Annotated in this window: 30 protein-coding genes; 16 read left to right on the top strand and 14 right to left on the bottom strand. The window is 64.5% G+C overall.

The window, feature by feature from the left end; translation table 11 throughout:
* Nucleotide 1: 1 nt before the first annotated feature.
* Complete coding sequence (locus GCU68_RS11860) at nt 2-1,378, bottom strand: outer membrane protein assembly factor BamB family protein (RefSeq protein ID WP_152941873.1); 1,377 nt, start codon at nt 1,376-1,378, stop codon at nt 2-4.
* Nucleotides 1,379-1,482: 104 nt separating this feature from the next.
* On the opposite strand from GCU68_RS11860, the gene fen reads away from it, so the two are divergent.
* On the top strand, nt 1,483-2,460 hold the full coding sequence (gene fen, locus GCU68_RS11855) for a flap endonuclease-1 (RefSeq protein ID WP_152941871.1): 978 nt from the start codon (nt 1,483-1,485) through the stop codon (nt 2,458-2,460).
* A 6-nt stretch (nt 2,461-2,466) separates the two neighbouring features.
* Here the strand turns inward: fen and GCU68_RS21645 are convergent, their stop codons facing one another.
* From GCU68_RS21645 to GCU68_RS11820, 8 genes are all read right to left on the bottom strand, one after another.
* Nucleotides 2,467-3,075, bottom strand: a complete 609-nt coding sequence (locus tag GCU68_RS21645; protein WP_264373459.1) for a nitrilase-related carbon-nitrogen hydrolase — start codon at nt 3,073-3,075, stop codon at nt 2,467-2,469.
* A 60-nt stretch (nt 3,076-3,135) separates the two neighbouring features.
* Nucleotides 3,136-3,279, bottom strand: coding sequence for a nitrilase-related carbon-nitrogen hydrolase (locus GCU68_RS21640; protein WP_227014848.1), 144 nt, complete (start codon nt 3,277-3,279; stop codon nt 3,136-3,138).
* The gene (locus tag GCU68_RS21635; protein ID WP_227014846.1) at nt 3,276-3,551 is read right to left on the bottom strand and encodes a nitrilase-related carbon-nitrogen hydrolase; all 276 of its coding nucleotides are present in this window, start codon (nt 3,549-3,551) and stop codon (nt 3,276-3,278) included. The genes GCU68_RS21640 and GCU68_RS21635 overlap by 4 nt, the downstream gene beginning before the upstream one ends.
* Before the next feature lie 134 nt (nt 3,552-3,685).
* The gene (mvaD, locus tag GCU68_RS11845) at nt 3,686-4,663 is read right to left on the bottom strand and encodes a phosphomevalonate decarboxylase MvaD (protein WP_152941869.1); all 978 of its coding nucleotides are present in this window, start codon (nt 4,661-4,663) and stop codon (nt 3,686-3,688) included.
* A gap of 172 nt (nt 4,664-4,835) precedes the next feature.
* Complete coding sequence (locus GCU68_RS11840) at nt 4,836-6,182, bottom strand: FAD-dependent oxidoreductase (RefSeq protein WP_152941867.1); 1,347 nt, start codon at nt 6,180-6,182, stop codon at nt 4,836-4,838.
* 235 nt (nt 6,183-6,417) lie between these two features.
* On the bottom strand, nt 6,418-6,690 hold the full coding sequence (locus tag GCU68_RS11830; RefSeq protein ID WP_152941863.1) for a HalOD1 output domain-containing protein: 273 nt from the start codon (nt 6,688-6,690) through the stop codon (nt 6,418-6,420).
* A 9-nt stretch (nt 6,691-6,699) separates the two neighbouring features.
* The gene (locus tag GCU68_RS11825) at nt 6,700-7,281 is read right to left on the bottom strand and encodes a DsrE/DsrF/DrsH-like family protein (RefSeq protein ID WP_152941861.1); all 582 of its coding nucleotides are present in this window, start codon (nt 7,279-7,281) and stop codon (nt 6,700-6,702) included.
* A gap of 1 nt (nt 7,282) precedes the next feature.
* Complete coding sequence (locus GCU68_RS11820; RefSeq protein WP_152941859.1) at nt 7,283-7,528, bottom strand: sulfurtransferase TusA family protein; 246 nt, start codon at nt 7,526-7,528, stop codon at nt 7,283-7,285.
* A 256-nt stretch (nt 7,529-7,784) separates the two neighbouring features.
* Between GCU68_RS11820 and GCU68_RS11815 the strand changes: the two genes are divergently transcribed.
* The 4 genes from GCU68_RS11815 to GCU68_RS11800 all read left to right on the top strand — a co-directional run bounded on the left by GCU68_RS11815 (nt 7,785) and on the right by GCU68_RS11800 (nt 11,243).
* Nucleotides 7,785-8,978: an MBL fold metallo-hydrolase gene (locus tag GCU68_RS11815; protein WP_152941857.1), complete on the top strand. Its 1,194-nt coding sequence runs from the start codon at nt 7,785-7,787 to the stop codon at nt 8,976-8,978.
* A 20-nt stretch (nt 8,979-8,998) separates the two neighbouring features.
* The gene (locus GCU68_RS11810) at nt 8,999-9,490 is read left to right on the top strand and encodes a YeeE/YedE family protein (protein ID WP_152941855.1); all 492 of its coding nucleotides are present in this window, start codon (nt 8,999-9,001) and stop codon (nt 9,488-9,490) included.
* 54 nt (nt 9,491-9,544) lie between these two features.
* Nucleotides 9,545-10,006, top strand: a complete 462-nt coding sequence (locus GCU68_RS11805; protein WP_227014844.1) for a YeeE/YedE family protein — start codon at nt 9,545-9,547, stop codon at nt 10,004-10,006.
* A 61-nt stretch (nt 10,007-10,067) separates the two neighbouring features.
* Nucleotides 10,068-11,243: an inorganic phosphate transporter gene (locus GCU68_RS11800; RefSeq protein ID WP_152941853.1), complete on the top strand. Its 1,176-nt coding sequence runs from the start codon at nt 10,068-10,070 to the stop codon at nt 11,241-11,243.
* Between the two features lie 6 nt (nt 11,244-11,249).
* Here the strand turns inward: GCU68_RS11800 and GCU68_RS11795 are convergent, their stop codons facing one another.
* The 3 genes from GCU68_RS11795 to GCU68_RS11785 all read right to left on the bottom strand — a co-directional run bounded on the left by GCU68_RS11795 (nt 11,250) and on the right by GCU68_RS11785 (nt 14,199).
* A complete protein-coding gene (locus GCU68_RS11795) occupies nt 11,250-12,047 on the bottom strand; it encodes a ZIP family metal transporter (protein ID WP_152941851.1) in 798 nt (265 codons plus the stop codon).
* Nucleotides 12,048-12,132: 85 nt separating this feature from the next.
* Nucleotides 12,133-13,014: a universal stress protein gene (locus GCU68_RS11790; RefSeq protein WP_152941850.1), complete on the bottom strand. Its 882-nt coding sequence runs from the start codon at nt 13,012-13,014 to the stop codon at nt 12,133-12,135.
* Between the two features lie 108 nt (nt 13,015-13,122).
* On the bottom strand, nt 13,123-14,199 hold the full coding sequence (locus GCU68_RS11785; protein ID WP_152941848.1) for a CNNM domain-containing protein: 1,077 nt from the start codon (nt 14,197-14,199) through the stop codon (nt 13,123-13,125).
* Between the two features lie 187 nt (nt 14,200-14,386).
* Here GCU68_RS11785 and GCU68_RS11780 point away from each other — a divergent pair, with 187 nt between their 5' ends.
* The 4 genes from GCU68_RS11780 to GCU68_RS11765 all read left to right on the top strand — a co-directional run bounded on the left by GCU68_RS11780 (nt 14,387) and on the right by GCU68_RS11765 (nt 19,628).
* Nucleotides 14,387-16,957, top strand: a complete 2,571-nt coding sequence (locus GCU68_RS11780) for a calcium-translocating P-type ATPase, PMCA-type (RefSeq protein ID WP_152941846.1) — start codon at nt 14,387-14,389, stop codon at nt 16,955-16,957.
* 114 nt (nt 16,958-17,071) lie between these two features.
* Nucleotides 17,072-17,365, top strand: coding sequence for a DUF211 domain-containing protein (locus GCU68_RS11775; protein ID WP_152941844.1), 294 nt, complete (start codon nt 17,072-17,074; stop codon nt 17,363-17,365).
* A 5-nt stretch (nt 17,366-17,370) separates the two neighbouring features.
* Complete coding sequence (locus tag GCU68_RS11770) at nt 17,371-17,940, top strand: VIT1/CCC1 transporter family protein (RefSeq protein WP_152941842.1); 570 nt, start codon at nt 17,371-17,373, stop codon at nt 17,938-17,940.
* A 41-nt stretch (nt 17,941-17,981) separates the two neighbouring features.
* Entirely contained in the window at nt 17,982-19,628 is a 1,647-nt protein-coding gene (locus tag GCU68_RS11765) for a potassium channel family protein (protein ID WP_152941840.1), read from the top strand.
* 14 nt (nt 19,629-19,642) lie between these two features.
* Here GCU68_RS11765 and GCU68_RS11760 read toward each other — a convergent pair whose 3' ends face one another.
* Both GCU68_RS11760 and trxA read right to left on the bottom strand, forming a co-directional pair.
* Nucleotides 19,643-20,182 (bottom strand): DUF1684 domain-containing protein, encoded by a 540-nt coding sequence (locus GCU68_RS11760; RefSeq protein WP_152941838.1) that lies wholly within the window; start codon nt 20,180-20,182, stop codon nt 19,643-19,645.
* A gap of 60 nt (nt 20,183-20,242) precedes the next feature.
* Entirely contained in the window at nt 20,243-20,680 is a 438-nt protein-coding gene (gene trxA / locus GCU68_RS11755) for a thioredoxin (protein WP_152941836.1), read from the bottom strand.
* 365 nt (nt 20,681-21,045) lie between these two features.
* Here trxA and GCU68_RS11750 point away from each other — a divergent pair, with 365 nt between their 5' ends.
* From GCU68_RS11750 to GCU68_RS21630, 7 genes are all read left to right on the top strand, one after another.
* The gene (locus GCU68_RS11750) at nt 21,046-21,420 is read left to right on the top strand and encodes an SHOCT domain-containing protein (RefSeq protein WP_152941834.1); all 375 of its coding nucleotides are present in this window, start codon (nt 21,046-21,048) and stop codon (nt 21,418-21,420) included.
* Nucleotides 21,421-21,425: 5 nt separating this feature from the next.
* Nucleotides 21,426-21,665, top strand: coding sequence for a sulfurtransferase TusA family protein (locus GCU68_RS11745; RefSeq protein ID WP_152941832.1), 240 nt, complete (start codon nt 21,426-21,428; stop codon nt 21,663-21,665).
* 2 nt (nt 21,666-21,667) lie between these two features.
* The gene (locus GCU68_RS11740) at nt 21,668-22,807 is read left to right on the top strand and encodes an NAD(P)/FAD-dependent oxidoreductase (RefSeq protein WP_152941830.1); all 1,140 of its coding nucleotides are present in this window, start codon (nt 21,668-21,670) and stop codon (nt 22,805-22,807) included.
* On the top strand, nt 22,808-23,449 hold the full coding sequence (locus tag GCU68_RS11735) for a DUF1641 domain-containing protein (RefSeq protein ID WP_152941828.1): 642 nt from the start codon (nt 22,808-22,810) through the stop codon (nt 23,447-23,449).
* Between the two features lie 184 nt (nt 23,450-23,633).
* Nucleotides 23,634-25,058, top strand: coding sequence for a cytochrome ubiquinol oxidase subunit I (locus GCU68_RS11730; protein WP_152941826.1), 1,425 nt, complete (start codon nt 23,634-23,636; stop codon nt 25,056-25,058).
* Entirely contained in the window at nt 25,051-26,061 is a 1,011-nt protein-coding gene (locus GCU68_RS11725) for a cytochrome d ubiquinol oxidase subunit II (protein ID WP_152941824.1), read from the top strand. Before GCU68_RS11730 ends, GCU68_RS11725 begins: the two co-directional genes overlap by 8 nt.
* Entirely contained in the window at nt 26,061-26,405 is a 345-nt protein-coding gene (locus GCU68_RS21630; RefSeq protein ID WP_227014842.1) for a hypothetical protein, read from the top strand. The genes GCU68_RS11725 and GCU68_RS21630 overlap by 1 nt, the downstream gene beginning before the upstream one ends.
* Nucleotides 26,406-26,441: the final 36 nt, after the last annotated feature.

Here is a 26,441-nt window from a genome sequence, read left to right as displayed (position 1 = left end):
GTTAGGAAATATCGAGTCCGTACAGCGCGAGCGTGGTGCCGAGGATGATTCGATCGTTCGCGACGACGGCTGGCGTCAGTGCCTCTCGCTCCGTCTCACTCCCGCCCGACGTGCCGACCATCTCGGTGAACGTCCACAGGAGGTCGCCGGTCTCGCAGTCGAGTGCGTGCAGGCCGTCGTCTCCGGGAACGAGCAGCGAGTCGCCGGCTACCGTCGGCGGCTGGAGGGAGATCGAAGGCGTGGCGACCGAACCGCCGTCGAAGATCGCTTCCCAGCGAACGCTCCCGTCGTCGAGGTCGAGCGCCGTGACGGTCAGCGGATCGCTTCCGTCGCGGGCGACAGTCCCGACGTGATACAGCGTCCGGTCGTCGACGGCGAGCCCAATGTGATCGGATCGATCTAGCGCCCGGTCCCAGCCTCGTTCCCCGGTCTCCGCGTCGATCTCGAGGATCCGCCGGTCGCGGTCTTCGGTCTGTCCGACTGTGTAAACCACCCCCTCGCGTGCGAGCAGGCTATCCTCCCGTTCGTTGAACTCGGCGCCGGTTTCTCGTTCGTCGACCGTCCACTCGAGGTCCCCGTCGGCGAGATCGAGCCCGACCAGGTACGGAGTTCCGAAGAGCCGTCCCTTGACAACGACGGTGCCGGTCGTCTCGTCGACGACGTGGCCGATCGAAAAGAGGCCGTAGTCCCAGTCGTCCGGTATTGCGTCCTCGAGGGGGTACCGCCAGCGCGGGTTGCCGTCGTCGGGCCGGACGGCGGAGACGCTGTCGGAGAACGAGTGAACGGTCACGAGCGTTCCATCGGCAACGACCGGCGAGGCGAGCGACCGGGACTCGACCGAGCGCGAAGCGATACCTGCACCGTCGGTTCCGACGCGTTCTCCATCGCTCCACCACCGGAGCAGTTCGTCGCCGAAGCCCGAGACCTCGTCCGGCCAGCCCTCAGGGGCAGCGGCGTAACCGGCGATGGCCTCGCCGTAGGGGACGACCAGCACACCGTCGCGATAGATCTCCGTCGATGCAAACGCCATCGGTCCCGTCCCCCGACCGAACGCGCCGGTAGTTCTCGCGAGCGTTCCCTCGCCGGTCGCGAGATCAAGGACGAACAGTCCGTTCGCGTACTGACAGTAGACGGTCTCGCCGGCGACGATCGGTGGTCGCCAGCCGGAGGCACCGACGCTGCGTTCCCACGCGATCTCCGGTTCGTCTTCTGGAACCTCGACGCCCGAGACGTACCGCGTTCGACCGGGATCGCGACCGTACATTCGCCAGTCGTTGGCTCCGCTCGACGGGTTCGCCCGTCCGAGACAGCCGCCGACGAAGAGGGTACCGATGCCGCCGAGCACCGCTCGGCGACTCGAGTGCGTTCCGGTGACCATTCCGTTGCTACAGTTTGATAGCGAGCTGATGAATATTTCCCGCTCGAACCAGTCCTCGGCCGGGAAGCCAACGATTCAAATCCCAGTCGGCCCAAATGTCGCCAATGGGAAACGCTGCGCTACGCGATATCGCCGTCATCGAAGAGATTCCATTCGACGACCTCGAGGGTGTCGTCGCCGTCGACGCGCACAACTGGCTCTACCGGTATCTGACGACGACGGTCAAGTGGACGAACAGTTCGAAATACACCACCGCCGACGGCACTGAAGTCGCAAACCTCGTCGGAATCATCCAAGGCCTTCCCAAATTCTTCGAACACGACATTACGCCGGTGATGGTCTTCGACGGCGGTCCCGCCGATCTCAAAGCCGACGAAATCGCCTCCCGTCGCGAACAACGCGAGAGCTACGAGGACCAACTCGAGGTCGCCCGCGAGGAGGGTGACGAGGTCGCGATCGCCCAACTCGAGTCCCGAACGCAGCGGCTGACGCCGACGATTCAGGAGACCAGCCGGGAACTGCTCCGACTGCTCGACGTCCCGATCGTCGAAGCGCCGGCGGAGGGCGAGGCTCAGGCCGCCCATATGGCCCGACGCGGCGACGCCGACTACGTCGGCTCAGAGGACTACGACGCGCTGTTGTTTGGCGCGCCGCTGACCCTGCGCCAACTCACGAGCAAGGGCAACCCGGAACTGATGGACCTCGAGGCCACGCTCGAGTACCACGACCTCACCTTGGAGCAACTGATCGACGCGGCGATCCTCATCGGGACCGACTTCAATGACGGTGTGCACGGAATCGGCCCCAAGACGGCGATTTCCGAGATCACCGAGCACGGCGACCTCTGGAGTGTGCTCGAAGCCCGCGGCGACAGCGTCGAGTACGGCGACCGCGTGCGACAGCTGTTCCGCGATCCGAACGTGACCGACGACTACGAGTTCGAGACGACGCTCGAGCCGGATCTCGAGGCCGCGCGGGCGTACGTCACCGACGAGTGGGGCGTCGACGCCGGCGAGGTCGAGCGCGGCTTCGAACGCATCGAGGAGAGCGTCACACAGACAGGGCTGGACCGTTGGACCTGAACGAGTTTACGACGAGTGCAACGAGTCGACGATGGACTCGATGGTGTCGACCGGGAGGTCGTGTTCGGTCGCGATCTCTTCGATCGCGGCTGGACTCGGCGTGGGGGGTGTCTCGCTGGCCTGTTCGCCCTCAAACGGCGCTAACTCGGTGTCTCGAACGTTCAGATTGACTGCGTCCCATCGGGTGTAGTGGCCGACAGAATCGAAGTACGCCTTCGTCGCGCGGCGTTCGTCGCGGTCGAACTCGGCGGTGAGCAGCGTCTCTTCGCCGATTGCCGGCCCGGCTTTGACGATCCCGGCCGGGTTGATGAGCATACTCCCACCGGCAGCGATGTTGAAGTCGACGTCGTCCATCACGCGCCCGAGCATCTCGTCGCTCATGTAGGCCGAACTCGAGATGACGAACGACTGGGTTTCGAAGGCGTACTCGCGCATCGCGGGGTACTGATCGCAGGTTTCGATCGCCGACCGATCCGTCGCCTTCGATTTGTCGCCGGGGTGGCCGTGCTGTTCCCAGAACCCCGGCCAGACGGCGGGGTGAATCTCCTCGCCCATCGCGGCGAGTGCGCCCTTCAGCAGGGTCATGTGATTTTCGTAGCAGATGAGCCCGCCCATCCGCCCGATGTCGGTCTCGTGCGTGTCGAGCGTCGACGGATCGCCCCGGCCCCAGATCGTTCACTCGCCGTGGGTCGGCATGAGCTTCCGGTGGCGACGCACCAACTCGCCCGAGCGATCGAAATAAAACAGCGAGTTGTACAGTGTCTCGCTCCCCGGCCGCTCGGATCGTTCGTTCGTCCCCAGAACGACGTGGCAGTTCACGTCGTCGATCGCGTCGCCGAGTACCTCGAGGGCGTCGTCCTCGACCGAGAGGCTGTTTTTTGTAGGTCGACCATGAGATCGATCCAGCGGGCGATCGAACTTCCTCGCCAGTAGGGGTAGCCGGGGAAGAACGTCTCCGGGAAGACGACGACGTCGACATCCTGCGTGCCCGCCTTCTCGATCCACCGACACGTCTTGTCGAGCGTCGCGTCCTTGTCGTGATAGACCGGTTCCACCTGTGCGGCCGCCGCGGTGAACTGTTCTGCGACCATACACGACGATTGCTAACAGATACCAAAAAGTTACTGTTGCCAAACCAAGACGTTCAGTTGCTCGAGCAAATCGTCGATCGGAGCACGGCGTCCCAAATCGCGGAAGAGACCCTCGACGTTGTGTCCCGAGGCGGTTAGAACAGGTGGTCGTCGAGCAGTTGGGCGGGGCCACCGACGTCCCAGATGGTCGTCGAGACGCCGCAGTCAGCGACTTCTTCCTCGACGCGCTCGGCGTACTCGTCGGTCGTGTTGACGTAGACGCTGGCGCCGGTGTCGGTCGAGAAGTAGACCGGGATATCTTCCTCCTCACGAAGCTGACGGACGCGGTTGAAGATCTTCAGCGTGGCCGGTTGCCAGTAAACCCACCCCGACGGGCCGGTCATCGTGGTCGCAGCGAGCGACAGCGAGTCCATCTCGGCGAGTTCGAACGCGCGGTCGAAGTCGTTGTTTCGCAGCGCGTCGCGCATCTCGGCGATCTGACCGTGGATGTGGGCGTTGCGCGCCTGGAACATGTGGCTGTCGGCAGCCTCGCGGTGGGCGTCTTCGGTCTCTTTGTGGTACGGGACGAGGCCGACGACGATCTTTAAGTCCTCGTGAAGATCGGATGGGATCCGCTCGGAGTGACAGTCCTCGTCGTTGAGGCCGGTATAGAGCTGCGAGAACGCGCCGGTGACGGCTCGAGCGGAGGAGGCCGAGCCGACGCGGGCGATCGTCGAGACTTCCCGGCGCGAGGCGTCGAGTTCAGCCGCTTCGGCCAGCGCCATCGCGGCGGCCGCGAAGCCGGACGAGGAGGAGCCCAGCCCGACGTTCGAGGGAAAACTGTTCTCGCTCTCGAGGCGGACGGGGTAGACGGTGTGGGCAGCATCGGATTTCTGTCGCGCCTTTTCGACGACGGCTTCGACCCGCTCGTAGGCCCGACCGTCGAGTTCCTCGCCGTCGACGACGAACGTGTCCTCGTCGTAGTCCATCGAGAACTCGACGGTCGTTCGCGTGTGGCTTGGCGCCGTACAGAGGCTGATACTGTCGTGGTACGGCAGTCGTTTGATGTCGTCTCGCATCCCGTGATACTTCACCAACCCCTGAATCGGGTGGGCCATGGCGGTGGCTTTCATATCCGGATAGGCGGATGATGGCCGCTTAAACCTCACGGCATCCGAATGAGATCAGAATACGTGGGGTTTCCGAGCGAAAGAGACGTCTTTACGACGTTTTTCCGATTGTGGAGCGGTGTGGCCCGCCGCGCCGGCCACACTGCTCTGTGACCGTTAGTGGGTCGCGAGGGCGTTACTCGAGTTTGCCCTGCAGCACTTTCGCGGCGGTCAGGATCGGGTCCCAGACGGGACTAAACGGCGGCGCGTAGGCCAGATCGAGGTTCTGCAGTTCCTCGACAGTCAGCCCAGCGTCGACTGCGGTCGCGACCGTATCGATCCGTTTTGCACCCTCACGACCGACGAGGCTGGCACCGAGGACGCGCTCGCTCTCTCGGTCGGCGACGAGCGTGACGGTGAGTTCGGTCGCACCGGGGTAGTAGTGCGGGCGCGTCTCGGCGTCGATGGTGACGGAGACGGGGTCGAAGCCGGCTTCGCGTGCGCGTTCCGAATCGATGACGCCGGTCCGGGCGGCACCCAATTCGAACGCTTTGACGATCGCCGTGCCGGCGGTGCCGCCGGTCTTCGTAGGCTCGCCCGCGACGGTCGTCCCGATCGCTCGGCCGGCCCGGTTTGCCGTCAGCGCGAGCGGCACGTGATCGGGTTCGCCGGTGACGACGTTCGTCGCCTCGGCACAGTCACCGGCGGCGTAGACGTCCTCGAGGTTCGTGCGACCGTACTCGTCGGTCGCGATAGCGCCCGTCGGGCCGAGTTTGATCCCCGCCTCCTCGGCGAGTTCGACGTTCGGCGCGACGCCGACACCGACGATAACGAGATCTGCCGACACCGAGTCGTCTTCGAGTTCGACCGACTCGACGTGATCGCGACCGGCGAAGCCCTGGACGGCGGTCTCGAGGTGCAGATCGACGCCCTGCTCGCGGAGGTGGTCTTCGACGACCGCGGCGGTCTCCTCGCCGAATGGCTGGAGCGTCTGGGGAAGCATCTCGAAGATGGAGACCTCGACGCCTCGCTCAGTGAGCGCTTCGGCCATCTCGACGCCGACGTAACCGCCGCCGACGATCGCCGCGGTTGCGGGCCCGTTGGTGTCGACGTAGTCTTCGATCGCCTCGGCTTCGTCCATGCTTCGGAGGGTGAACACGCCCTCGAGATCGATCCCGTCGAACGGAGGTTCGATGGCGCGTGCGCCGGTGCCGATCAGCAGGTCGCCGTAGGACTGCTCGAAGCGTTCGTCGTCGGCCTCGACGGTGACGGTCTTCGCGTCGGGATCGATCGCGACGACCTCGTGACCGGTTCGGAGATCGACGTCGCGTTGCTCGCGGAACTCCTCTGGAGTGACGGCGACGAGATTGTCGAGTTCGTCGACCTCACCCTTGATATAATAGGGCATCCCGCAGGCCGCATACGAGACCCACTTCCCCTTTTCGAACACGAGTACGTCCCGATCCGGATCCTCGCGTTTGGCCTTGCTTGCGGCGCTCATTCCGGCTGCGTCTCCGCCGATAACGACAAACGGATCTGTCATATTTGGAACTATGCTCGCACCCCAGTAAAGTATTTCGCACAATTCACAATACTAGTAATTGGTCGGGAGTCACACTCGACTGGCGCTCGAAGGTCGGTACGATAGTAGCCACTGAACGTCAATGCACACCGCATCGCATGACGGTTGTGCGATGCGTGTGTAAATCGTTTCAGTTGTTACTATACATCAGTCTCGAGGTGGCTCTCGAGCGCGTGAAGAAACAAGTACTCGCGCGTTACTCGAGGTCGATACGGCCGCTCGAGTGGACCGTCACGTCGTAGCCGCGGTAGCGAAACGAGACCTGTCCACGGCGGGCGGTCGTCTCGGAGCCGGTCGGTTCGAAGAGCCGATCCAGCGCCGTCGTATCGACAACATCGTACAGGGGCGGCTCGAGGTCGACAGGGTCGACGTCGTCGGCATCGGCGACGATTTCGACGACGCGCAGACTTGGGGGCTGTGCCGTCGGTCGTTCGTCCGGGGACGCGGTTCCGATGTCGCGTGAGAGCATAGCTGTGGCTTAGACCAGCAGTTGGACGTCGGATTCGGCCATGTGCTGGAGGGCGGTTGCTGCGCCGACACCCGTCGTCACACCATCGTAGAAGTCGTCCTCGTCGTACTCCATCAGTTCGATGGTCATCTGACAGGCCTGCAGGTCGACGCCCTGATCGAGCGAGAGGTCGATCAGTTCCTCGATGGTGGCGGTGCCGTTCTCGTCGATCTTCTTTCGCATCATCTTCGTCGCCATCGAGTCCATACCGGGGAGCGCAGCGAGCGCGTTCGGCATCGGCATGTTCGGGTTGCCGACGGCGGAGAGCTTGAGGTTCTTCGATTTCTCTTCGTGGAGGATGTCAAGGCCCCAGAACGTGTGGAAGACGACGACGTCCCAGCCGAAGGCGGCCGCCGTGCTCGCGAGGATCAGCGGCGGGTAAGCCATATCGAAGCTGCCCTGGGTCGCGACGATCGTCATCTTCTTCTGGTCGTCGCCGTCGTCCAACTCGGCCAGCGACTGCTCGAGCTCGTCGATGCGCTCTTGGAGCGCCTGTACCTCGTCGGCGTCGATGGTGCCGTCGGCCGATGGCGTGGTGTTGTCCGTACTCATGTTACGCCGTTTTCTTCACGTAGTGGGTGTAGATCTCGTCGCCCTCGACCTGATCGAGGAGTTCGACGCCATCCGTTCCTTCCGCCCAGCCCTGAATGTCGCTCATGCTGCCCGAGTCCGTCGCGACGACTTCGAGGACGTCGCCGGCCTCGAGGCCGTCGATGGCCTGTTTCGTCTTCACGATGGGCATTGGGCAGGACTGTCCTTTCACGTCGAGCGTCTCTGTGGTGTCGTATTCCGAACTCATAGGTTATCTCTGTGCTCTGTATTGGAGCTATTACACAATATTGGCTACGGCTATAAAAGGATATCGATTATTGTGCTTTCTACGAACAGCTGTGGTTCAGCGGATGAGCGAAAATTCGCACCAGAAACGTGCGTAAGCGCGTATATGCGTATGAACTAGAGTGAATCACTTCCTCTCGAACAAGCCGTATTGTGCGATAAGGGAAATACTATACAAACTCTTAAGTGGACGCAGCCGGTACAGGGAACTGTACAACATGGCCGACATGGACTTTCCAACCCCGGACGAACCGGTCGAATCGGTGACCCCTGACGAACTGAAAGCACGAATCGACGCGGGCGACGAGGTCACGATCCTCGACGCGCGCATGGAAAGCGACTACGACGAGTGGCGAATCGACGGCGAGAACGTCGAGTCGATCAACGTCCCGTACTTCGAGTTCCTCGAGGACGACATCGACGCCCACGTCCTCCAGCAGATTCCGGAGGACCGCGAGATCACCGTCCTCTGTGCGAAAGGTGGCGCAAGCGAGTACGTCGCCGGGACGCTCGCTGAGCGTGGCTACGACGTTCACCACTTAGAAGACGGGATGAACGGCTGGGCGCGGATCTACGAGGCCGTCGAGGTCGCCGGCTACGACGGCGCCGGCACGCTGCTCCAGTACCAGCGCCCATCCTCGGGCTGTCTGGGCTACTTCGTCTACGACGACGGTGAGGCAGCCGTGATCGATCCGCTGCGTGCGTTCACCGACCGCTACCTCAACGACGCCGACGAGCTCGGTGTCGAGCTGAAGTACGCGATCGACACGCACATCCACGCAGACCACATCTCGGGCGTTCGCGCCCTAGACGCCGTCGGCGTCGAAGGCGTTATCCCCGAGGCCTCGGTCGACCGTGGCGTCACCTACGCCGACGAGATGACCCTCGCCGCGGACGGCGACGAGTTCCAAGTCGGCGACGTCACGATCGAGACGGTCTACACGCCCGGGCACACCTCCGGGATGACTTCGTACCTGATCGACGGCTCGCTGCTCGCGACCGGTGACGGGCTGTTCATCGAGAGCGTCGCCCGTCCCGACCTGGAAGAAGGCGACGACGGTGCACCCGAAGCCGCTAGCCTGCTCTACGAGAGCCTTCAGGAGCGCGTCCTCACGCAATCCGACGACACCCTCATCGGTGGTGCTCACTTCAGCGACGCCGCCGAGCCTGCCGAAGACGGGACCTACACCGCTCCGGTTGGCCAGCTCAAAGAAGAGATGGCCGCGCTGACGATGGACGAGGACGAGTTCGTCGAGCTGATCCTCTCGGACATGCCGCCTCGCCCGGCGAACTACGAGGATATTATCCCGACGAACCTCGGCCAGCAGCAGGCCGACGACGACGAGGCCTTCGAACTCGAGCTCGGCCCGAACAACTGCGCTGCCAGCCAGGACTCGCTGGCGGACGACTGAACCACGTGATCTGATACTGAATGTTCACAGAACTCGTTCCGCTCGCGTTGACCGCCGAGCTGTTCCCCAACGGGATATTTCGGTACGCCGTCGGGGGGCTGCTCGTCGGTCTCGGAGCGGTAGTAATCTACATGGGGACGGGCATTCCCGCCGGCGCGAGTACGTTCCTCGAGTCGACGCTGTCGTACGTCTCCGACCAGTCCCGGTTCCAGCAGTACCGCAGTTCGCGGGACTGGCGGATCGTGTTCACGCTGGGGATCATCCTCGGGGCGGCCGTCTACGCCGTCTTCTGGCAGGGTGGCACGTGGACGACCGACGTCCAGCCCTGGCGGCTCCTGCTCGGCGGTGTCTTCGTCGGCATCGGGACCCGTATCGGCAAGGGCTGTACGTCCGGCCACGGCGTCTGTGGCGTCGGCTCGGCGTCGAAGACGTCGATCGTCGGCGTGATGACGTTCCTGCTGGTCGCGATCGTGACGGCACAGCTGGTCCAGGCCATGGGGGTGAGTCCGTAATATGAGTTGCGAGACGCTTGCGTCTCGAGATAGCGAACGGGGAGGTGACGACCCGTGAGCGGCAATCGCCACCCTCTGTTCATGCCGCTGATCTTCGTCGGCGGCCTGATCTTCGGCTTCGGGCTCGGCTTCAGCCACATGGCTCGCCCGGAAGTCGTGCTGGATTTCCTCCAGTTCGACGACTTCGGGTTGCTGTTCGTCATGTTCGGCGCGGCGATCGTCACCGGGATCGCGTTCGCGATCATGCCTCGGGTTGGCGACCGCGCGCCGCTGACGGGCAGGGCCTACGGCCGGCGGCTGAAGTCGTTCGATCGCAACGTTCTCATCGGCGGCGCGATCTTCGGCGTCGGCTGGGGCCTCTCGGGGATCTGTCCCGGCGCGGCCTACGCCAGCCTCGGGATCGGCAATTTCACGATCCTCTGGGCGCTCGTCGGCATGTTCGCCGGCGCCTACATCCAGGGGTACTGGCGGAGCCAGCGTGCCGCGTCCGAAACCACGCCCGCGGGTGCTGACTAACCCCGTGACTTCGACTCCCGCCCCACGAACCGCTGTTTGAACGCGTTTTTGTACACGACTTATGGACCCAACAACGATACTGCTGTTTAGCCTCGCCGCCGTCTCGAGTCTGTTCATGGCCTGGGTGATCGGGGCTGGCTCGAGCGGCGCGACTCCGTTCGCACCGGCCGTTGGCGCGAACGCGATCTCGACGATGCGCGCGGCGTTTATCGTCGGGGTTCTCGGGTTCGCCGGCGCGGTCACACAGGGTGCGAGCGTCTCCGATGCCGTCGGTCGGGGGCTGATCCACGGGGTCAGTCTCCCGCCGACCGGCGTCATCGTCGCGCTGCTGATCGGGGCCGGATTGATGGCGATCGGCATTTCGACCGGCTACCCGATCGCGACCGCCTTTACCGTCACCGGCGCGGTGATCGGCGTCGGACTCGCGATCGGCGGCGAGCCAGCGTGGGCGAAGTACACCGAAATTGGCGCGATGTGGGTTCTCACCCCGTTCGTCGGCGGCGCGATCGCGTACGGGATCGCGAGCGTTCTCCCGCGTCCGGACGTCCCGGAACGGCTCAGCGTTCCAGTGCTTGCGGCAGTCGTCGGCGCGGTCGTCGCGAATCTCGAGTTCGCGTTCCTCGCGTCGGTCGGCGGGACGCTCGCGGCCGCAGGGAGCATGGCGTTACCGATCGACGGCACCGTCGCCGGCGCGGTGGTCTCGTTCGCTGTTGCGCTGCTGGCGGCGCTCGGCGTCCACTGGGACGTCGCCCGGGATAAGTCGGGCGGGCTGCGTCGGTTCCTGCTCACACTCGGCGGATTCGTCGCGTTTTCCGCGGGGGCGAGTCAGGTCGGATTGGCCGTCGGCCCGCTGCTCCCGCTGCTCGACGAGCTATCGATGGTCTCGCCGATCGCGATCCTGCTCGGGGGCGGCGTCGGAATTCTCGTCGGCTCGTGGACCGGCGCGCCGCGGATGATCAAGTCGTTATCCCAGGAGTACGCCTCGCTGGGGCCGCGCCGATCGATCGCGACGCTCGTCCCTTCGTTTCTGATCGCCCAGACCGCGGTCTTACTCGGTGTGCCGGTATCGTTCAACGAGATTATCGTCAGCGCGATCATCGGCAGCGGCCTCGCGGTCGGCGGCGGAAGCGGTGTCAGCCCCCGGAAACTCGGACTGACGGTCGCCGCCTGGGCTGGCTCGCTCGTATTGGCACTCGGGCTTGGCTACGGTTCGATGTACGCCGTGGAGTTGTTGTGATCGCGGTCAGATGAACGCCAGCGGCACCATGATCGCCACGCCGAGGACGATGCCGCCCACGAGTTCCGGCTTCCCGCCCTTCGGTAACCCCTCGCCGAGATCGAGCGCCTCCGGGATGAACTCGGTGAGCACGAGGTAGATCATCGCCCCCGCGGCGAAGCCAAAGCCGTAGGGCAGGAACTCCCGTGCGACGCTGACGAAGGCGAAGGCGATGACCGCGCCGAGTGGCTGTGGCAGACTCGAGAAGACCGCCCACCAGACCATTTTCCACTCGGAGACGCCCATCGATCGCAGCGGAATCGAGATCGCGGTGCCTTCGGGAATGTTGTGAATCGAGATCGCGACCGTCATGAAGATCGCAAGCAGCGGGACGGTAAAGCCAAGAAACGCCACGCCGCCCTCGAGGCCGAGATCCGCAAACGAGACGCCGACGGCGATCCCTTCGGGAAAGCTGTGGACGGTCAAAATGCCCAAGATGAGCACGAGTTTCTTGAAGTCTGCTTCCTCGTAGTCGCGCGGATCGATCTCGGCGTCCGTGAGAACGTCGTGGGCGACGACGACGAGGAGGATGCCGGCGGCCATCCCGACGGCGATCTGGCCCATCGTCCCTTCGGCCAACCCCTCCTCGATGAGGCCGAACACCGACGCGGAGACCATGATCCCAGACGAGAGCCCCCAGAGCACGACGTTGGTTCGGTCGTTGATCGCGTCGAAAAAGAAAAACGGCAGCGCACCGATCCCGGTCGCCAGCGCCGTGATGAACCCGGCGACGAACACTAAGACGAGATTCTCGAGGAGGGACATCTATCTGTCACCGTTCGAACCCATCGTATAAATCGCCAGCGGAAGCGGCCCCGCGATCGGAGACAGTGACGGTCTACTGTCCGTCTCACTCGTCGTCGACGGCAGGTGCGGTCGTCGTCAACACGGGCGTCGGGGCCGTCCGAATCACCCGTTCGGTCGTCGAGCCGAGCAGTCGCTGATCGAGACCGACCCGCCCGTGGGTCCCCATGACGACGAGATCGACACCGTCTGCGTCTGCGGCCGACTCGATCTCTCGCGTCACTGAGCCCGATTCGACCGTCGTGACGACGTCCTCGGCACCCGCGTCCGACGCGATCGCCGAGGCTTCGGTGAGGATCTCGCGGGCCCGTTCCTCGAGTTGGTCGGTGATCGAGACGGTCCCGTCGGCGATCCCCAGTGCGGGCGTGTCGACGATGGTGAGCAGGTGGACCGTCGCGTCGTGGTGGGCTGCGAGTTCGCCACCGAGTCGAACCGCGGCCGCCGCGTGGTCGCTGCCATCCGTGGGGATACAGATCCCATCGTAGGGATACGATGGCGTCACGTCATCGGCCGCCCGAACCGTCACCACCGGCATCTCGGTTTCGTTGATGACGCCTTCCGTGACGCTCCCGAGGACGTACTCCCCGAGTCGGCGTCGGCCGTGCGTTCCCATGACGATGAGATCGACGGGCCCGGAATCGGCGGTCTTGAGGATGACCTTGCGCGGATCGCCCTGGATGACGTCGCTCATGATGGGCACGCCCTGTTCCTCGGCCACGGACCGGGCCTCCGCGAGGACGTCTTCGCCTTCTTGCTCGAGCGTATCGACGACGGTCGTCCCCTGTCGAGCGAGACTGGGCGTGTTCGTGTCGGCGACGTAGAGGAGGTGGACGGTCGCCCCGTGGTCGGCTGCAATCTCGACGGCGTGCTCGAGGGCTGCTATCGACGAGTCGCTGCCATCGACGGGAACGAGAACGAAATTGTACATGGTTTCGAGTTCGGCGAGGAGTGGTATACGTTTGTTGTCGGCGATTCGACAGCGAGACGGGCGAGACGAACGAGGGAACGGCGTCGATCAGGTGTCCGTCCGCGAGCGTCACCCACCGACGCGCTCCGACAGGAGATCGTCCGTCTCGAGCGGATCCTCGAACGCCCCGACCAGCGCCTCGAGGGCGTCCGTAACCGTCAGCAGACCGACGACGTCGCCGTCGTCCTCGACGAGCGTGAGTTCCTGCTGTTCGGCCTGTAACGCGTCGATGGCGTCGCTGACTGGCGTGTCGGCCGAAAGCGTCATCGGCGGCGTTGCGAGATCCTCGAACGTCACCGTCCCATCGCGGAGGTCGTCGATGCAGTCAACGACCGTGGGGACGTAGACGATACCGACGAACGCCTCGGGCTCGCCATCGATCAGCGGAAACCGCGTGTGCGGACTTGAGCCGATCCGATCCAGATTGTCTTCCACGGACGCCGTCGTCGAAAGGAAGGTCACGTCCTCGACGTCAGTCATAGCGTCGCTGACCAGTTCTTCGCCGACGACGAGCGCGTTGAGGATCTCCTCTCGACGTTCCCGCGGGAGGTCACCTTGCTCGAGGACCGAGCCGAGTTTCCGCCGGAGATCGGCGCGTGTCTCGATGATTTCTGCCTCGGTCTCGAGCCACGCGCCAGTCATCTCGATCCCGAAGCGTCGGAGCGTCCACTTCGCGACAGCGTCGCCGAACCAGATCACGGGCCGGAGCAGTGCAGCATACCAGTACAGCGGTGTCGCGCCGTACCGGGCAACGAGCTTCGTCCGCTCGACGCCGAGGTAGGTCGGCGTCTGTTCGCCGTGGGTGAGATGCAGGAGGTTGATGATGACGAATGCGACGACTGCGCCCGCACCTGCGGAGGCGAGCGCCGTGTTCTCGAAGACGGGTGCGACGAGCACGGCGAGTGCCGGTTCGGCGACGATGCCGACGGCGATGCTCGTCGCGCTAATGCCGACCTGACAGCTCGTGAGATAGATTTCGAGGTCGTCGGTCATCTCCCAGGCCCGGCGGAGGCCGGGTTCGTCGAACGTCGACTCGGGGTACTGCCTGACACGGGTGAGCGCGAACTCGATGGCGACGAAAAAGGCGTTCGCGAGGATGAGGCCGACACCAGCGATCAACCGAACTCCGATTTCGATCCCGTTCACTCGGTTGCCACTTCGGAGTGGAGCGAGTAATCACTTTGTCTTCAACTCGGCTGCAGTCGTGTCGATCGCGACCGAATTGCGCCCATCGCTCGAGATGGATTCTGTCGGCCACCGATGTGTCCTGCTCGCCATCGGACCACGATTCCGGGGTGTACGCCTATAGGTATCCACAGTGAAAGGCGGAATAATGGCAGCCTCGCCACACGAGCGGCCGCCCGAGCACATCCTCGAGGACCTCGACGCGAACCCCGACGGACTGACGAGCGAGGAGGCACGGCGTCGACTCGAGACCTACGGCGAGAACGATATCGTCCGGGGCGGCGGCCGATCGCCGGCCGAAATCTTCATCGCGCAGTTCGACAGCGTCCTGATCTGGGTCCTGATCGCTGCGGCCGCCCTCTCGATCTGGGCCGGGAACGCCGTCGACGCGATCCTGATCGCGATCATCGTCGTGGCAAACGGGATCTTCGGCTTTATCCAGGACTTTCGGGCCGAGCGGAGCCTCGAGGCGCTTCGGGAACTCGCCGCGCCGACGGCCACGGTCCGCCGAGACGGCGACACGCGCGAGATCGCCGCGACCGAACTCATCCCCGGTGACGTCGTCGTGTTCCGCGGCGGCGACGTCGTCCCCGCCGACGCCCGGCTGCTCGAGGCGTCCGACCTCGAGGTCGACGAGGCAGCGCTGACCGGCGAGAGCGTCCCGGTTTCGAAGTCGACGGCGACGGTCGAGTCCGAGGCACCGCTGGCGGAGCGGGAGGGGATGGTCTACAAGGGCACGAACGTCACCCGTGGGAAGGGCCGTGCCGTCGTCACCGACACGGGCATGGAGACGGCGGTCGGGGCGATCGCCCACGAACTCGCCGGGACCGAGGAGACGCGCACGCCGCTGCAGGACGAACTCGACCAGTTGGGTCGGACCCTCGGACTCGGCGTGCTCGTCCTCTCGGCGCTGGTCGCGCCGCTGTTGCTCTTCCGTGGAACGTCGGCGCTTCAGGCCGCGCTGACCGCGGTGTCGCTGGCCGTCGCGGCGATTCCGGAGGGGCTGCCCGCGGTGGTCACGCTCACGCTCGCGCTCGGCGTTCGCCGGATGTCGGCCGAGAACGCACTGGTCCGTCGGCTCCCCGCGGTCGAGGCGCTCGGTGCCGTCGACGTCGTCTGTACGGACAAGACCGGGACGCTCACGAAAGGCCAGATGACCGTCAGCAAACTCTGGCTGAACGACGCCGTCGTCGATCTCGAGTCGGCTACCGACGAGCCCACGACGCGCTCCGACCGAGAGGACCTGCTCCTCGAGATCGGCGTGTGCTGTAACGATTCGACGCTCGAGGACGGCGATCCGACCGAACAGGCGTTACTCGAGGCCGCAGCGAACCGCGGAATCGACATCGAAAAGCGCCGGGCCGAGAAGCCGCGGACGGACGAGATCCCCTTTTCCTCCGAGCGCAAGTGGATGGGAACCGTCCACGACGACGTCGGCTACGTCAAGGGCGCACCGGAGGTCGTCGTCGAGAACTGCGATCGGATTCTGACCGACGATGGCCCCGTCGAGTTGACGGACGACCGCCGCGCTCGGATCGAGGAGACAGTGCAGGCGTTCGGCGACGACGCGTTGCGCGTGCTCGCGATGGCCTACCGCGACGAGCCTGCCGATGCCGACGACCTCAACGACGGGCTGACGTTCGTCGGGTTGTCCGGGATGATCGACCCACCGCGAACGGAGGTCGCCGACGCGATCGCGGCGACGATACGCGCTGGCATCGACGTGAAGATGGTGACCGGCGACAACGTCCGGACGGCGCGGGCGATCGGCGAATCGCTCGGGTTCGGGAGCGCCGTACTCGAGGGCAGAGAGATCGAACGGATGGACGAGCAGACGCTGCGCGAGCGGGTCGCCTCGGTCGACGTCTTCGCGCGGACGTCGCCGGAACACAAGGTACGAATCCTGCGGGCGCTACAGGACCGAGGCCACGACGTCGCGATGACTGGCGACGGCGTCAACGATGCGCCCGCGCTGAAAAACGCCGACATCGGCGTCGCGATGGGGATTCGCGGCACGGACGTCGCCAGACAAGCCTCGGATATGGTCCTGCTCGACGACAACTACGCGACGATCGAGCGCGCGATCGAGCGCGGGCGAGCGATATTCGACAACATCTGGAAGTTCGTCGCCTACCTGCTCACCGCGAACGTTGCCGAGGTGGCGATCGTTTTCATCGCCTCGCTGTACGGCTATCTCATCCTGCCCGCCGTCCAGTTGCTGTGGATCAACCTGCTCACCGACGGGCTGCCGGCGCTGGCGCTGGGCGCAGATCCCGCAAGCGGCGACGTGATGGATCGGCCCCCGCGCGACCGTGACCAGGGAATCATCGGTCGGCAGATACTCACACTGATCGCCGGCATCGGGACTGTGACCACGGTCGTCCTGCTCGCGCTCATGTTCTACACGCTCGAGGGAGCCGCGTCGGTCACGCCGTATACAATGACGATGGTGTTCACGTCGTTCGTCTTCCTCGAACTCGTCGGCCTCTACGTCATCCGCTGGCTCCACGAGACGCCGGCGCTGTCGAACCCGTGGCTGACGGTCGCCGTCGCGATGTCAATCGCACTCCAGCTCGCGGTGCTGTATACGCCGCTCAACCAGTACTTCGGGACGATCCCGCTCGAACTGGCTGACTGGGGACTCATCGCGGTCGTCCTCGCCGTCTGTCTGCCCGGCTATCTCGCAGTCGCCGCGTTCGTCAAACGACGGCATCGGTGACGAGCGGGTGGGAATACGGGAGCGTTCGCTCGCCGGGCTGGCAGGTCGACTGCCGATCTCGTCGGACGCGAATCGCCCTCGTCACTAAGGCGTTCGCCCGAGACGGTACGTAACATGAGTGCCCCGATACGACGGCTCGTTCTCGACGTCATGAAGCCACACGACCCCGATATCCTCGAGTTCGCCGACGCCGTCGCCGGCTGTTCGGGCGTCGAGGGCGTCAACGCCGTGCTCGTCGAAACCGATCGGGCGGTCCAGAATCTCAAACTCACGATCGAGGGCGACGACCTCGAGGCGGCGGCCATCGAAGAGACCGTCGTCGACCTCGGCGGGACGGTCCATTCGATCGATCAGGTCGTCTGTGGCGAGCGACTTGTCGAACAGAGCGCGACGCCACAGGACCGCTAGGGCATATGCCGTCGCTTCACACTCTCCTCGCGGACGAGGACGTCCGGTCGATTTCTCGGCGCTACTTCATCTCGAACGGGTTCGACGGCACGCTGACGAGCATCGGGATCATCGTCGGCGCGTATCTGTCGGGCGTGACCGAGGGTATCACCGTCGTCACCATCGGCCTCGGCGCGGCCGTCGGGCTCGGCACTTCGGGCGTCTGGAGCGTCTGGGAGATCGAACGCGCCGAGAAACAGGCCGAACTGCTGCGGATCGAGCAGGCCATGCTGACCGAGTTAGACGAGACGACGGTTCAACAGCGACGAACAGGGGCGCGAAAGATCAACGCAGTCGCGAGCGGTATCGGGCCGTTAATCGGCATTATTCTGCCGTTGCTCCCGTTTCTCGCCCACGATGTCCTCTTTACGCTGCTCGAGGCGACGCTCGTCGGGATCGCCGTCGGCGTCGTCGTCCTGTTTACGTTCGGCGCGTATCTCGGGTCGATCTCGAAACAGAACTGGATCGTCGCCGGCATCCGGATGGGACTTGCAGGTATCGTCGTCGCCGCCCTCAACCTATTTCTGCCGGGGTGACGACCGGTAACGTCAACACCGAACCGGCTAGACGTGTCAGTATGTCACTGTGGAAGTCCCGGCGGACCGGCTACTATCTGGCGCTGGTGGCGGTGACGACCGTCTTCTTTACGCTCCTGTACAACTACGGAATGTCGACGTGGGAAGGACGGCCACAGCCCCTGTATCGCTCGCTCGAGATCGTCTTCCAGACGTACACAACGACGGGTTACGGTGAGGACGCACCGTGGCAGACCCCGCAGATGAACCTGTTGATGATCGGGATGCAACTGGCCGGCATCGGACTGATCCTCACCGCCGCGGACGTGTTCGCGGTGCCATGGCTGCGGAACGCGCTTTCTCCTACGGCACCGACGGCGGTGACGGATGTCGACGACCACGTCGTCATCTGCGAGTACACCTCCCGCGGCGAGACGTTCATCGAGGAACTTGAGTCCCGAGGCCGAGCCTACGTTATCGTCGAGTCCGACGACGAACTGGCGACGCGCCTCCACGAGGACGGCCACCGGGTCGTCCACGGCGACCCGGAGTCCGTCGAGGTGCTCGAGAACGCGGGGGTCGATCGGGCGATGGCGCTCGTTGCGGACAGCTCGGACGAGAGTAGCGCGAGCATCGTCCTTTCGGCGCGGGAAGTGAACCCGGACGTCACGACGGTGACGCTCGTCGAAGACGTCGCTCTCGCGGAGTACCACCGAATTGCGGGGGCCGACAGCGTGCTCTCACCGCGGCAACTACTGGGAGAGAGTCTGGCTCGGCAGGTCCCGACTGCGGTTACGACGACGGTCGACGACGGTATCGAAATCGGGAACGATCTGGAACTGGTCGAGCTCTCGATCGAATCCGGAAGCGACCTCTGCAATCGAACCGCGAGCGAGGTACAGCTTCGAGATCGATTCGCCGTCGATATCGTCGGCGTCTGGGTCGATGGCGAGTTCGAGAGCCCGATCGACCCGGAACTCGAACTGGACGACGACGTTCGGCTGCTCGTCGCTGGAGACCCGGCGCGGATCGAGGCCCTGCGCGAGGAGGCGACGTCCTCGGTTCGGACGTTTTCGCGCCAGCGCGTCCTCGTCGCCGGCTACGGCGAGGCGGGGGCAGCTGCGGCCGACGTCCTCGACGACACGGGCACCGAAGTAACGGTGATCGATCGCCAGGAGAAAGCGGATGTCGACGTCGTGGGCGATGCCAGAAAGCCGGAGACCTTCCTCGAGGCCGGGATCGAAGACGCCTCGGCCGTGATCGTCACCCTCAACGACGACACGACCGCGATTTTCACGACGCTGATCGCGAGCGATCTGAACTCCGACGTCGACGTGATCGTGCGGGCGAACGAACCCGAAAGCGAGGTGAAACTGTACCGTGCAGGCGCGGCCTACGTCCAGTCGCTGGCGACCGTCAGCGGCCGCATGCTGGCGTCGACGATCTTCGAGGACGAATCGGTGCTGGCGTTCGACAAGCAGATCAACGTCGTCAGACTCCCCGTTGGTCGGCTGGCGGGTCGCACCTTCGCCGGCGCCGACGTCTGGGAAAAGACCGGCTGTACCGTCCTCGTCGTCGTCCGCGATGGAGAGCTGACCGCGGAGTTCGATCCAGAGACGTTCGAGCTCGAACCGAGTGACGAGATCATCGTCGCGGGAACCGACGAGAGTGTCCGCGTATTCGAACAGACGTACCTCAAAGACGAGTGACCACGCTTCCGGAATCAGTGAAACGTCTTTTCGCCGGCTTCGATCGGGACCTCGAGCCAGTTTTCCATCGGCGGAAGTGGGCAGTCGTATTGGTCCGAGTACGCACACGTGGGGTTGTACGCTTCGTTGAAATCGAGGATCCACTTCCCGTCGGCCGTCCGGTGGGTGCCGGGCTCTAAATCGAGGTACCGACCCGCGCCATAGGTTGCCTCACCGCTGGTCGCGTCGCGAAACGGCACCCAGAGCCGGTCGTCGCCCGGCTCGGATTTGTACGCTTGGACGGTGACGTCCTCACCGTCGACGGTGAACCGGAACTCGCCCCAGCGCAGGTACTCGCGCTCGCCGTCTGTGCTCGTCCCAACGACGACTCGTTCCGGATCGTCGTACTCGGAGAGCGGAAGCTCGAACCGGTAGTCGCCGTCGGTCGGGTAGTACTCGAGTCCGTCGATCGACTCGCGTTCGGCCGGCGGAATCGGCGAGTGGGGATCGTTGGCGAAGTACTGGTCTTTCTCGGCGCGTTGCGTCTCGAGCGTCCGTTTCCAGTCGTCGGTCATGGGTGAAGTAGTGTGGAGTCGTCGTCAGTTCGGGTGCCGTCTCTCGGCTGTCGTACGATCTCAGCTGTGTTGGTCGATGAGTCCTTTGAGCGTCGCCTTATCCTGCACGCCGACCATGCGCTCGACGGGCTGGCCGTTGGCGTAGAGGAGCAGCGTCGGGACGCTGCGCGCGCCCAGTTGCTGGGCGAGCCTCTGGTTGGCGTCGATGTCGACTTTCGCGACCGCGGCGTCGGTTTCTGCGGCCAGCGCCTTCACCGTCGGCTCGAGCATCTGACAGGGTCCACACCAGTCGGCATAGCAGTCCACGAGGACGACGTCGTGGTCGCTGACGACGGACTCGAGGTGGTCGGCACCCCGAATGCTGATCGGGTCGGACGGCGTCGCCGCTTGCTGGGCGTCGGGGCCGCCGACGCTGCCACCGTTCTCGAGGCGTTCGCGCAACTCCTGTTTTTTCTGCTCACGGATCCGTTGCCGTTCGTCGTCTGCAGAGTCGCTCATCACCCGACCGTACGGACTCAGCAACTATAATAATTGTGTGTGTGGCGAACAATATTGGGCCGGTGAAACGGTCACGCCACGCAGCGCGATACGGCATGGGGCGATCGAGTACCACTCGCGATGGCCGCGAGGAACGGCTCGAGAACGATCGCGAACGCCAGCGGAAGTACCGTTGTATTGATCGAACTATCGACGCTGTCCAGCGTTTGTTGGGAGATTGGCCGCTCGTCTGCTCGAACTCGAGCGAGCCGACGTTTCACTCAAGACTACGTCATCACGGATATATGCTTCGGCCATTCCTGATTAGGGGAATTTTGCGGTAGTGGTTTGATTATACAATACCGTGTTTCAATTGTGATCGAACCATGTTGCAACCACGCGACCTACTCGGACGGTATGTCGGACGCGCCACGGCGAGTGGTGCCGTCCTCCTCGTCGCTGCGAGTACAGCGGTGACGGCGCAGGGTCACGGCGGTGCTGGCGGGGCGATGGGCGGTTGGGGGCCGGTCGGCGGTTGGATGGTCCTCTGGCCGGTCGTGCTTCTCGGCGTGCTCGCGCTCGTGGCCGCCTGGGCCGTGGGCCGCGGTCGGGACGACCGACCCCAGCGAGACGAGCGAGTGCACGATCACACCGACCGATCGGATCCGGCGCTCGTCGAACTCCGCGAGCGCTATGCACGCGGAGAGCTCTCCGAGGAGGAGTTCGCACAGCGCCGACGGACGTTGCAACTGCAAGGGTGACTACAATGACAGCAACTATCGAACCAGACGTTACGATCGACTCACGCGATGCGGCGTGTCCCGGCCCGCTGATGGACCTCATCGGAAAGGTGAAAACGCTCGAGGCCGGCACCGTCGTCGAACTCCAGACCACCGAACGCAACTCCACGACGGACGTCCCGGAGTGGCTCGAGGAGGCCGGTCACGACTTACTCGAGATCGAATCGCGCGACGACCACTGGAGTCTCTACATCGAGGTTAACTGAGCATGCATCGAATCGCGATCGTCGGCGGCGGAACGGGTGGCACAGTACTCGCGAATCGGCTCGCGGACGAACTACAGTCGGAACTCGAGGCCGGCGAGGTAGACCTCACGCTGATCACGGCCGATCCGAACCACGTCTACAAGCCGACCTTCCTGTACGTGCCGTTCGGGAAGAAGACGGTCGACGACGCGAAACGGCCGATCGACGAGTTGGTCGACCGTCGTGTCGACCTCACGATCGGCCGCGTTATCGACATCGACACGGACAGACAGAAGTTGGCGTTCGCCGATAGCTCGGTCCTCGGCTACGACCAACTCGTACTCGCCACCGGCGCGAACCTCGAGCCCGAGGCCGTCCCCGGACTCGCCGACGGTGGCCACCACTTCTACGGTCCCGAGGGAGCCGAACGCCTCCGGGACGAGCTCGCAGAGTTCACCGAAGGCCACCTCGTACTGAGCGTCGTCGGCGTCCCACATATGTGCCCGGCCGCGCCCGTCGAGTTCACGCTGATGGTCGACGACTGGCTCCGCGAACAGGGACGGCGCGAGGACGTCGAGATCACCTACACGTACCCGATCAACCGCGCCCACGGCCTCGAGTCGATCGCCGACTGGGCGACCGACCTGTTCGAGGAACGTGACGTTACCCTCGAGACGTTCTTCAACGTCGAGGAGATCGACCCCGACAACGAGGTCATCGAGACCGTCGAAGGCACCGAACTGGACTACGACCTGCTCGTCGCCATCCCGCCCCACGCGGGCAGCGACCTCGTGATCGACGCGGGACTGGGCGATGACGGCTGGGTCGACGTTGACAAGCACACCCTCGAGGCGACCGCGGCCGAGAACGTCTACGCGATCGGTGACGTCGCGGACGTGCCGACGAGCAAGGCCGGCAGCGTCGCCCACTACGAGGCGGGCGTCGTCGCCGACCGAATCGCCAGTCGCGCCCGCGGGACGGTGCCGACGGCAACGTACGACGGCAAGACTGTCTGCTTCCTCGAGGCCGGCATGGACGAGGCGACGTTCATCGAGTTCACGTACGGCGAGGAGCCGTACGTGCGCGAGCCCTCGAAACCGCTCCACTGGGCGAAACTCGGCTACAACGAATCCTACTGGCTGACCGCACGGGGGTTACTCTAAATGTCTGACACCGAATCCGTTCCCGAGCGAGACGACGGTGACCCGACCCTCGAGGACGTCGTCGCCGAGAACCCCGAGGAAGTCGCCCGGTTCCTCGAGCGACTCGACGTCGTCAACGACCTGCTCGACACCGCGGATCTCGCGACGGCTGCGATGGACGACCGAATGATCCAGGAACTGTCGGGCACGGCGACGAACCTCGGCGCGGCGGCGGACGGACTCGCGACCGACGAAGTCGCACGACTCGGCGAGGCCACCGGCGAGAACGCCGACGAACTGGCCGACGCGATCGAGACCATCGCTCGCCTGCAGCGGTCCGGAACGCTCGACGATCTGGTGGCGCTTTCGGACGTCGCCGCGCTCGCCTCGTCGGCGCTGGACGACGAGATGATAACCGAACTCGCAGCGACCGGCACCAGCCTCGGCGAGTTGGCCGACACAGCGTCCGACGACGACGTCGCTCGCACGCTCGGATCGGTGCTCGAGGCCGTTGGCGAGGCCGGCAGCGAACCAGCAGAGCCGGTCGGAATCCGCGAGTTGGTGCGTGCCCTCCGAGATCCTGACGTGCGGCGCGGATTGGGCTTCATGCTGACCATCGCCGGTGCAGTGGGCGGGAACGTATCGGACCGACACGAGCGGTGACGGTCGCCACGCGCTGTGTGACGGGTCGACCCGTCACCGGCCGAACGCGGTGGCCCGAACCGGAGCATCCGGCCTTTCGACGGTCGCACCGCAAACATTACCTTTCGTTCTCCCGTATGGATTACCGAAATCAATTCACCGGTTTGGGGTAGCATCGCTCACAGGTACCTGACGAACTACGTACATGATCGACCCAGTCACCGGCAGTCGCCTCCAGTTTGCCCTCACGACCATCGTCCACATTATTTTCCCAGTGATGAGCATGGGGCTCGCACCGTTTTTGATCTACTTCACGTGGAAAGACATTCGAACCGGGAAAGCCATCTACGAGCAGCTACGCCGGTTCTGGACGCGGATCTTCGCCGTCAGTTTCGTCGTCGGCACCGTGACGGGGCTCGTCCTCGAGTTCGAGTTCGGCACCAACTTCGCGGCGTTCTCGACGACCGCCGGCGAACTGTTCGGCGGCCCGCTCGCGCTCGAGGGAATGATGGCGTTCATGCTCGAGGCGACGTTCCTCGGCATTTTCGTCTTCGGTCGCGAGCGCGTCGGGAACGTACTATATATGATTTCGGCGGTCGCCGTCGGCCTCGGCACGTGGCTCTCTGCTGTCTGGATTCTCATCGCCAACTCGTGGATGCAGACGCCACGGGGGTACGAACTGGCCACGGAGAACGGCCAGACGATCGTCCAGTTGGTCGATCCGGTCGCCGCCTACGCGAACCCCCGCTTCCCGTGGATGTTCGTCCACATGCAAAACGCCGCGGTCGAGTCCGTCGCGCTGTTTATGGCCGGCCTCGGTGCCTACTTCGTTTTCAGACACTACGTGTGGGGGTACCCGGTCGAAAACGTCCGATTCTGGGAGACGACGCTCAAGTTCGGCCTCGTCGCGCTGCTGATCACCGCGCCGCTGCAGGTGATCCACGGCGACCTGTACGCCCAGCACGTCTTCCAGACCCAACCTCAGAAGTTCGCCGCGATGGAAGCCGTCTGGGAGACTGACTCCTACGTCCCCGAATACATCGTCGCGTTCCCGACGAGTCTCGAGGACCTGCTGAATCCGCGGGCCAAGAACATCTTCGGCATCGGTATCCCCGGCGGCGCGTCGTGGCTCGCCAGCCACGGCGACCCGCAGGCGACGATTCGGGGGTTAGAGGAGTTCCCTGGTCCCCAGCCTCCCGTCGCGATCGTCTTCTGGGCGTTCCGGATCATGGTCGCGCTCGGCTTTTGGTTCATCCTGCTCGCCGTCTGGGGCGGCTACCGCTGGTGGACAGGTGACCTCCTCGAGGACGACCTGCTCCACAAGGCGCTGATGGCGTCGACGCCGCTCGGCATCCTCGCGGTCGAGCTGGGTTGGATCGTCACGGAGGTCGGGCGACAGCCGTGGGTCATCCAGGACGTCTTACGGACGAGCGACGGCGTCTCGCCGGGGCTGACGGCCGCCGAAGCGACGGCGACGCTCGCCGGATTCGCCGTCGTCTACCTCGGCTTACTCGTCCTCTATACGTACGTCATCGTCCGGATCATCCGCGCCGGACCGCCGGACGTAGACGGGGCCTCGAGACAGGAGTCACCGGAGACGCCCACGTCGGAGGCCGGTACCGATGACTGAACTCACGATGCCCGCGACGCTCGCGGCCGAGCCACTGTTCGGTCTGCCACTTTCTGACCTCTGGTTTGGACTCGTGTTTTTCATCTTCGGGATGTTCCTGTTTCTCGACGGCTTCGATTTCGGCGTCGGCGCGCTGTTCGCGCTGCGCGACGACGCCGACGAGCGCGAGCAGTTACTGTCCGCGATCGGCCCGTTCTGGGACGGCAACGAGGTGTGGCTCGTCGTCTTCGGCGGCACGCTGTTTGCGGCGTTTCCGGCCGTCTACGCCAACCTGTTCAGTCGCTACTACCTGCTGATGTTCGCCATTCTGGGCGCGCTCATCGTTCGCGGGCTCGCCCCCGAGATGTACGAACAGCGCCACGACGAGGCGTGGCAGCGCTGGTGGGGGCGAGCATTCGTCGTCGGCAGCCTCACGGCCCCGTTCTTTCTGGGCATGTTCACGGCGAACTGGCTGCTCGGCGCAACGACGATCGTGACGCTGCCGGGCGTCGTCGTTGGCCTCGCCGTCGTCGCCCTGACCGTCGTCGACGGCGTCGCCTTCCTCCGAGTGAAAACGCGGGGTGACCTGCGCGCGGATCTCCAGACGGACGGCTACCGAGCGCTCGGCGCGTATCTCGGCCTGATCGTCCTGACGCTCGGCTACGTCTACGCTGGGGTGCCTGCGCTGCGCTCGTCCCTGTTTTCGGTCCCGGTTGCCGCGCTCGTCCTCGCGACGCTCGTCCTCGCCGTAGTCTACGCCGTGGCGACGAAGGAAGACCGCTACTACGTGGCGTTCGGTGCCGCCGCGGGACTCGTCTTCGCGCTGGTCGGCATCGTCGCCGGACTCATGTATCCGGCCATCGATCGCGCCGGCGGGCTGACGGTCGAGACGGCGATCGTTTCGACACTCCCGCTGAATCTGATGTCGATCGGGGCGGCGATCCTGTTACCGCTGGTCTTCGTCTACTTCGGCGTCCTCTACTCGGCGTTCAGCGGTCCGATCGAAGCGGGTGAGTCGTACTGATGCGGATAAACGGTGACGGCGAAAATGGCGATATCGACCCCGATGATGGTCGATCGACGGGTCTCGAGGCCACTGCCCAACCGCCCGACGAGCGCTCGAGGCACGGGTCGGACGCACAGGAGTCGTCACCACCGCGGCTGGGGTCGCGGATTCTGGTGACGTGGATCGAACTCACCGTCGTCGGGATCACTGGCGGCATACTCGGGGCGACAGTGGGCGGCCCGCCCGGATTCGTGATCTACCTGACGACGACCCTGCTCACCGTCGGGATCATCTTCTACAACGTAAACGAACTCGTCAAGGCGTGGCTCCGAAGCGGTGGTCCCGGTCGACCACCTCGATAGCGAGACTGGATGCCCAGCGAACAGTCCGTGGCTGGT

Source organism: Natronorubrum aibiense (assembly GCF_009392895.1).
In the GTDB taxonomy this organism is placed as follows: domain Archaea; phylum Halobacteriota; class Halobacteria; order Halobacteriales; family Natrialbaceae; genus Natronorubrum; species Natronorubrum aibiense.
The sequence above is the reverse complement of the archived record's forward strand: the minus strand, read 5'-3'. Positions and strand labels throughout refer to the sequence as shown.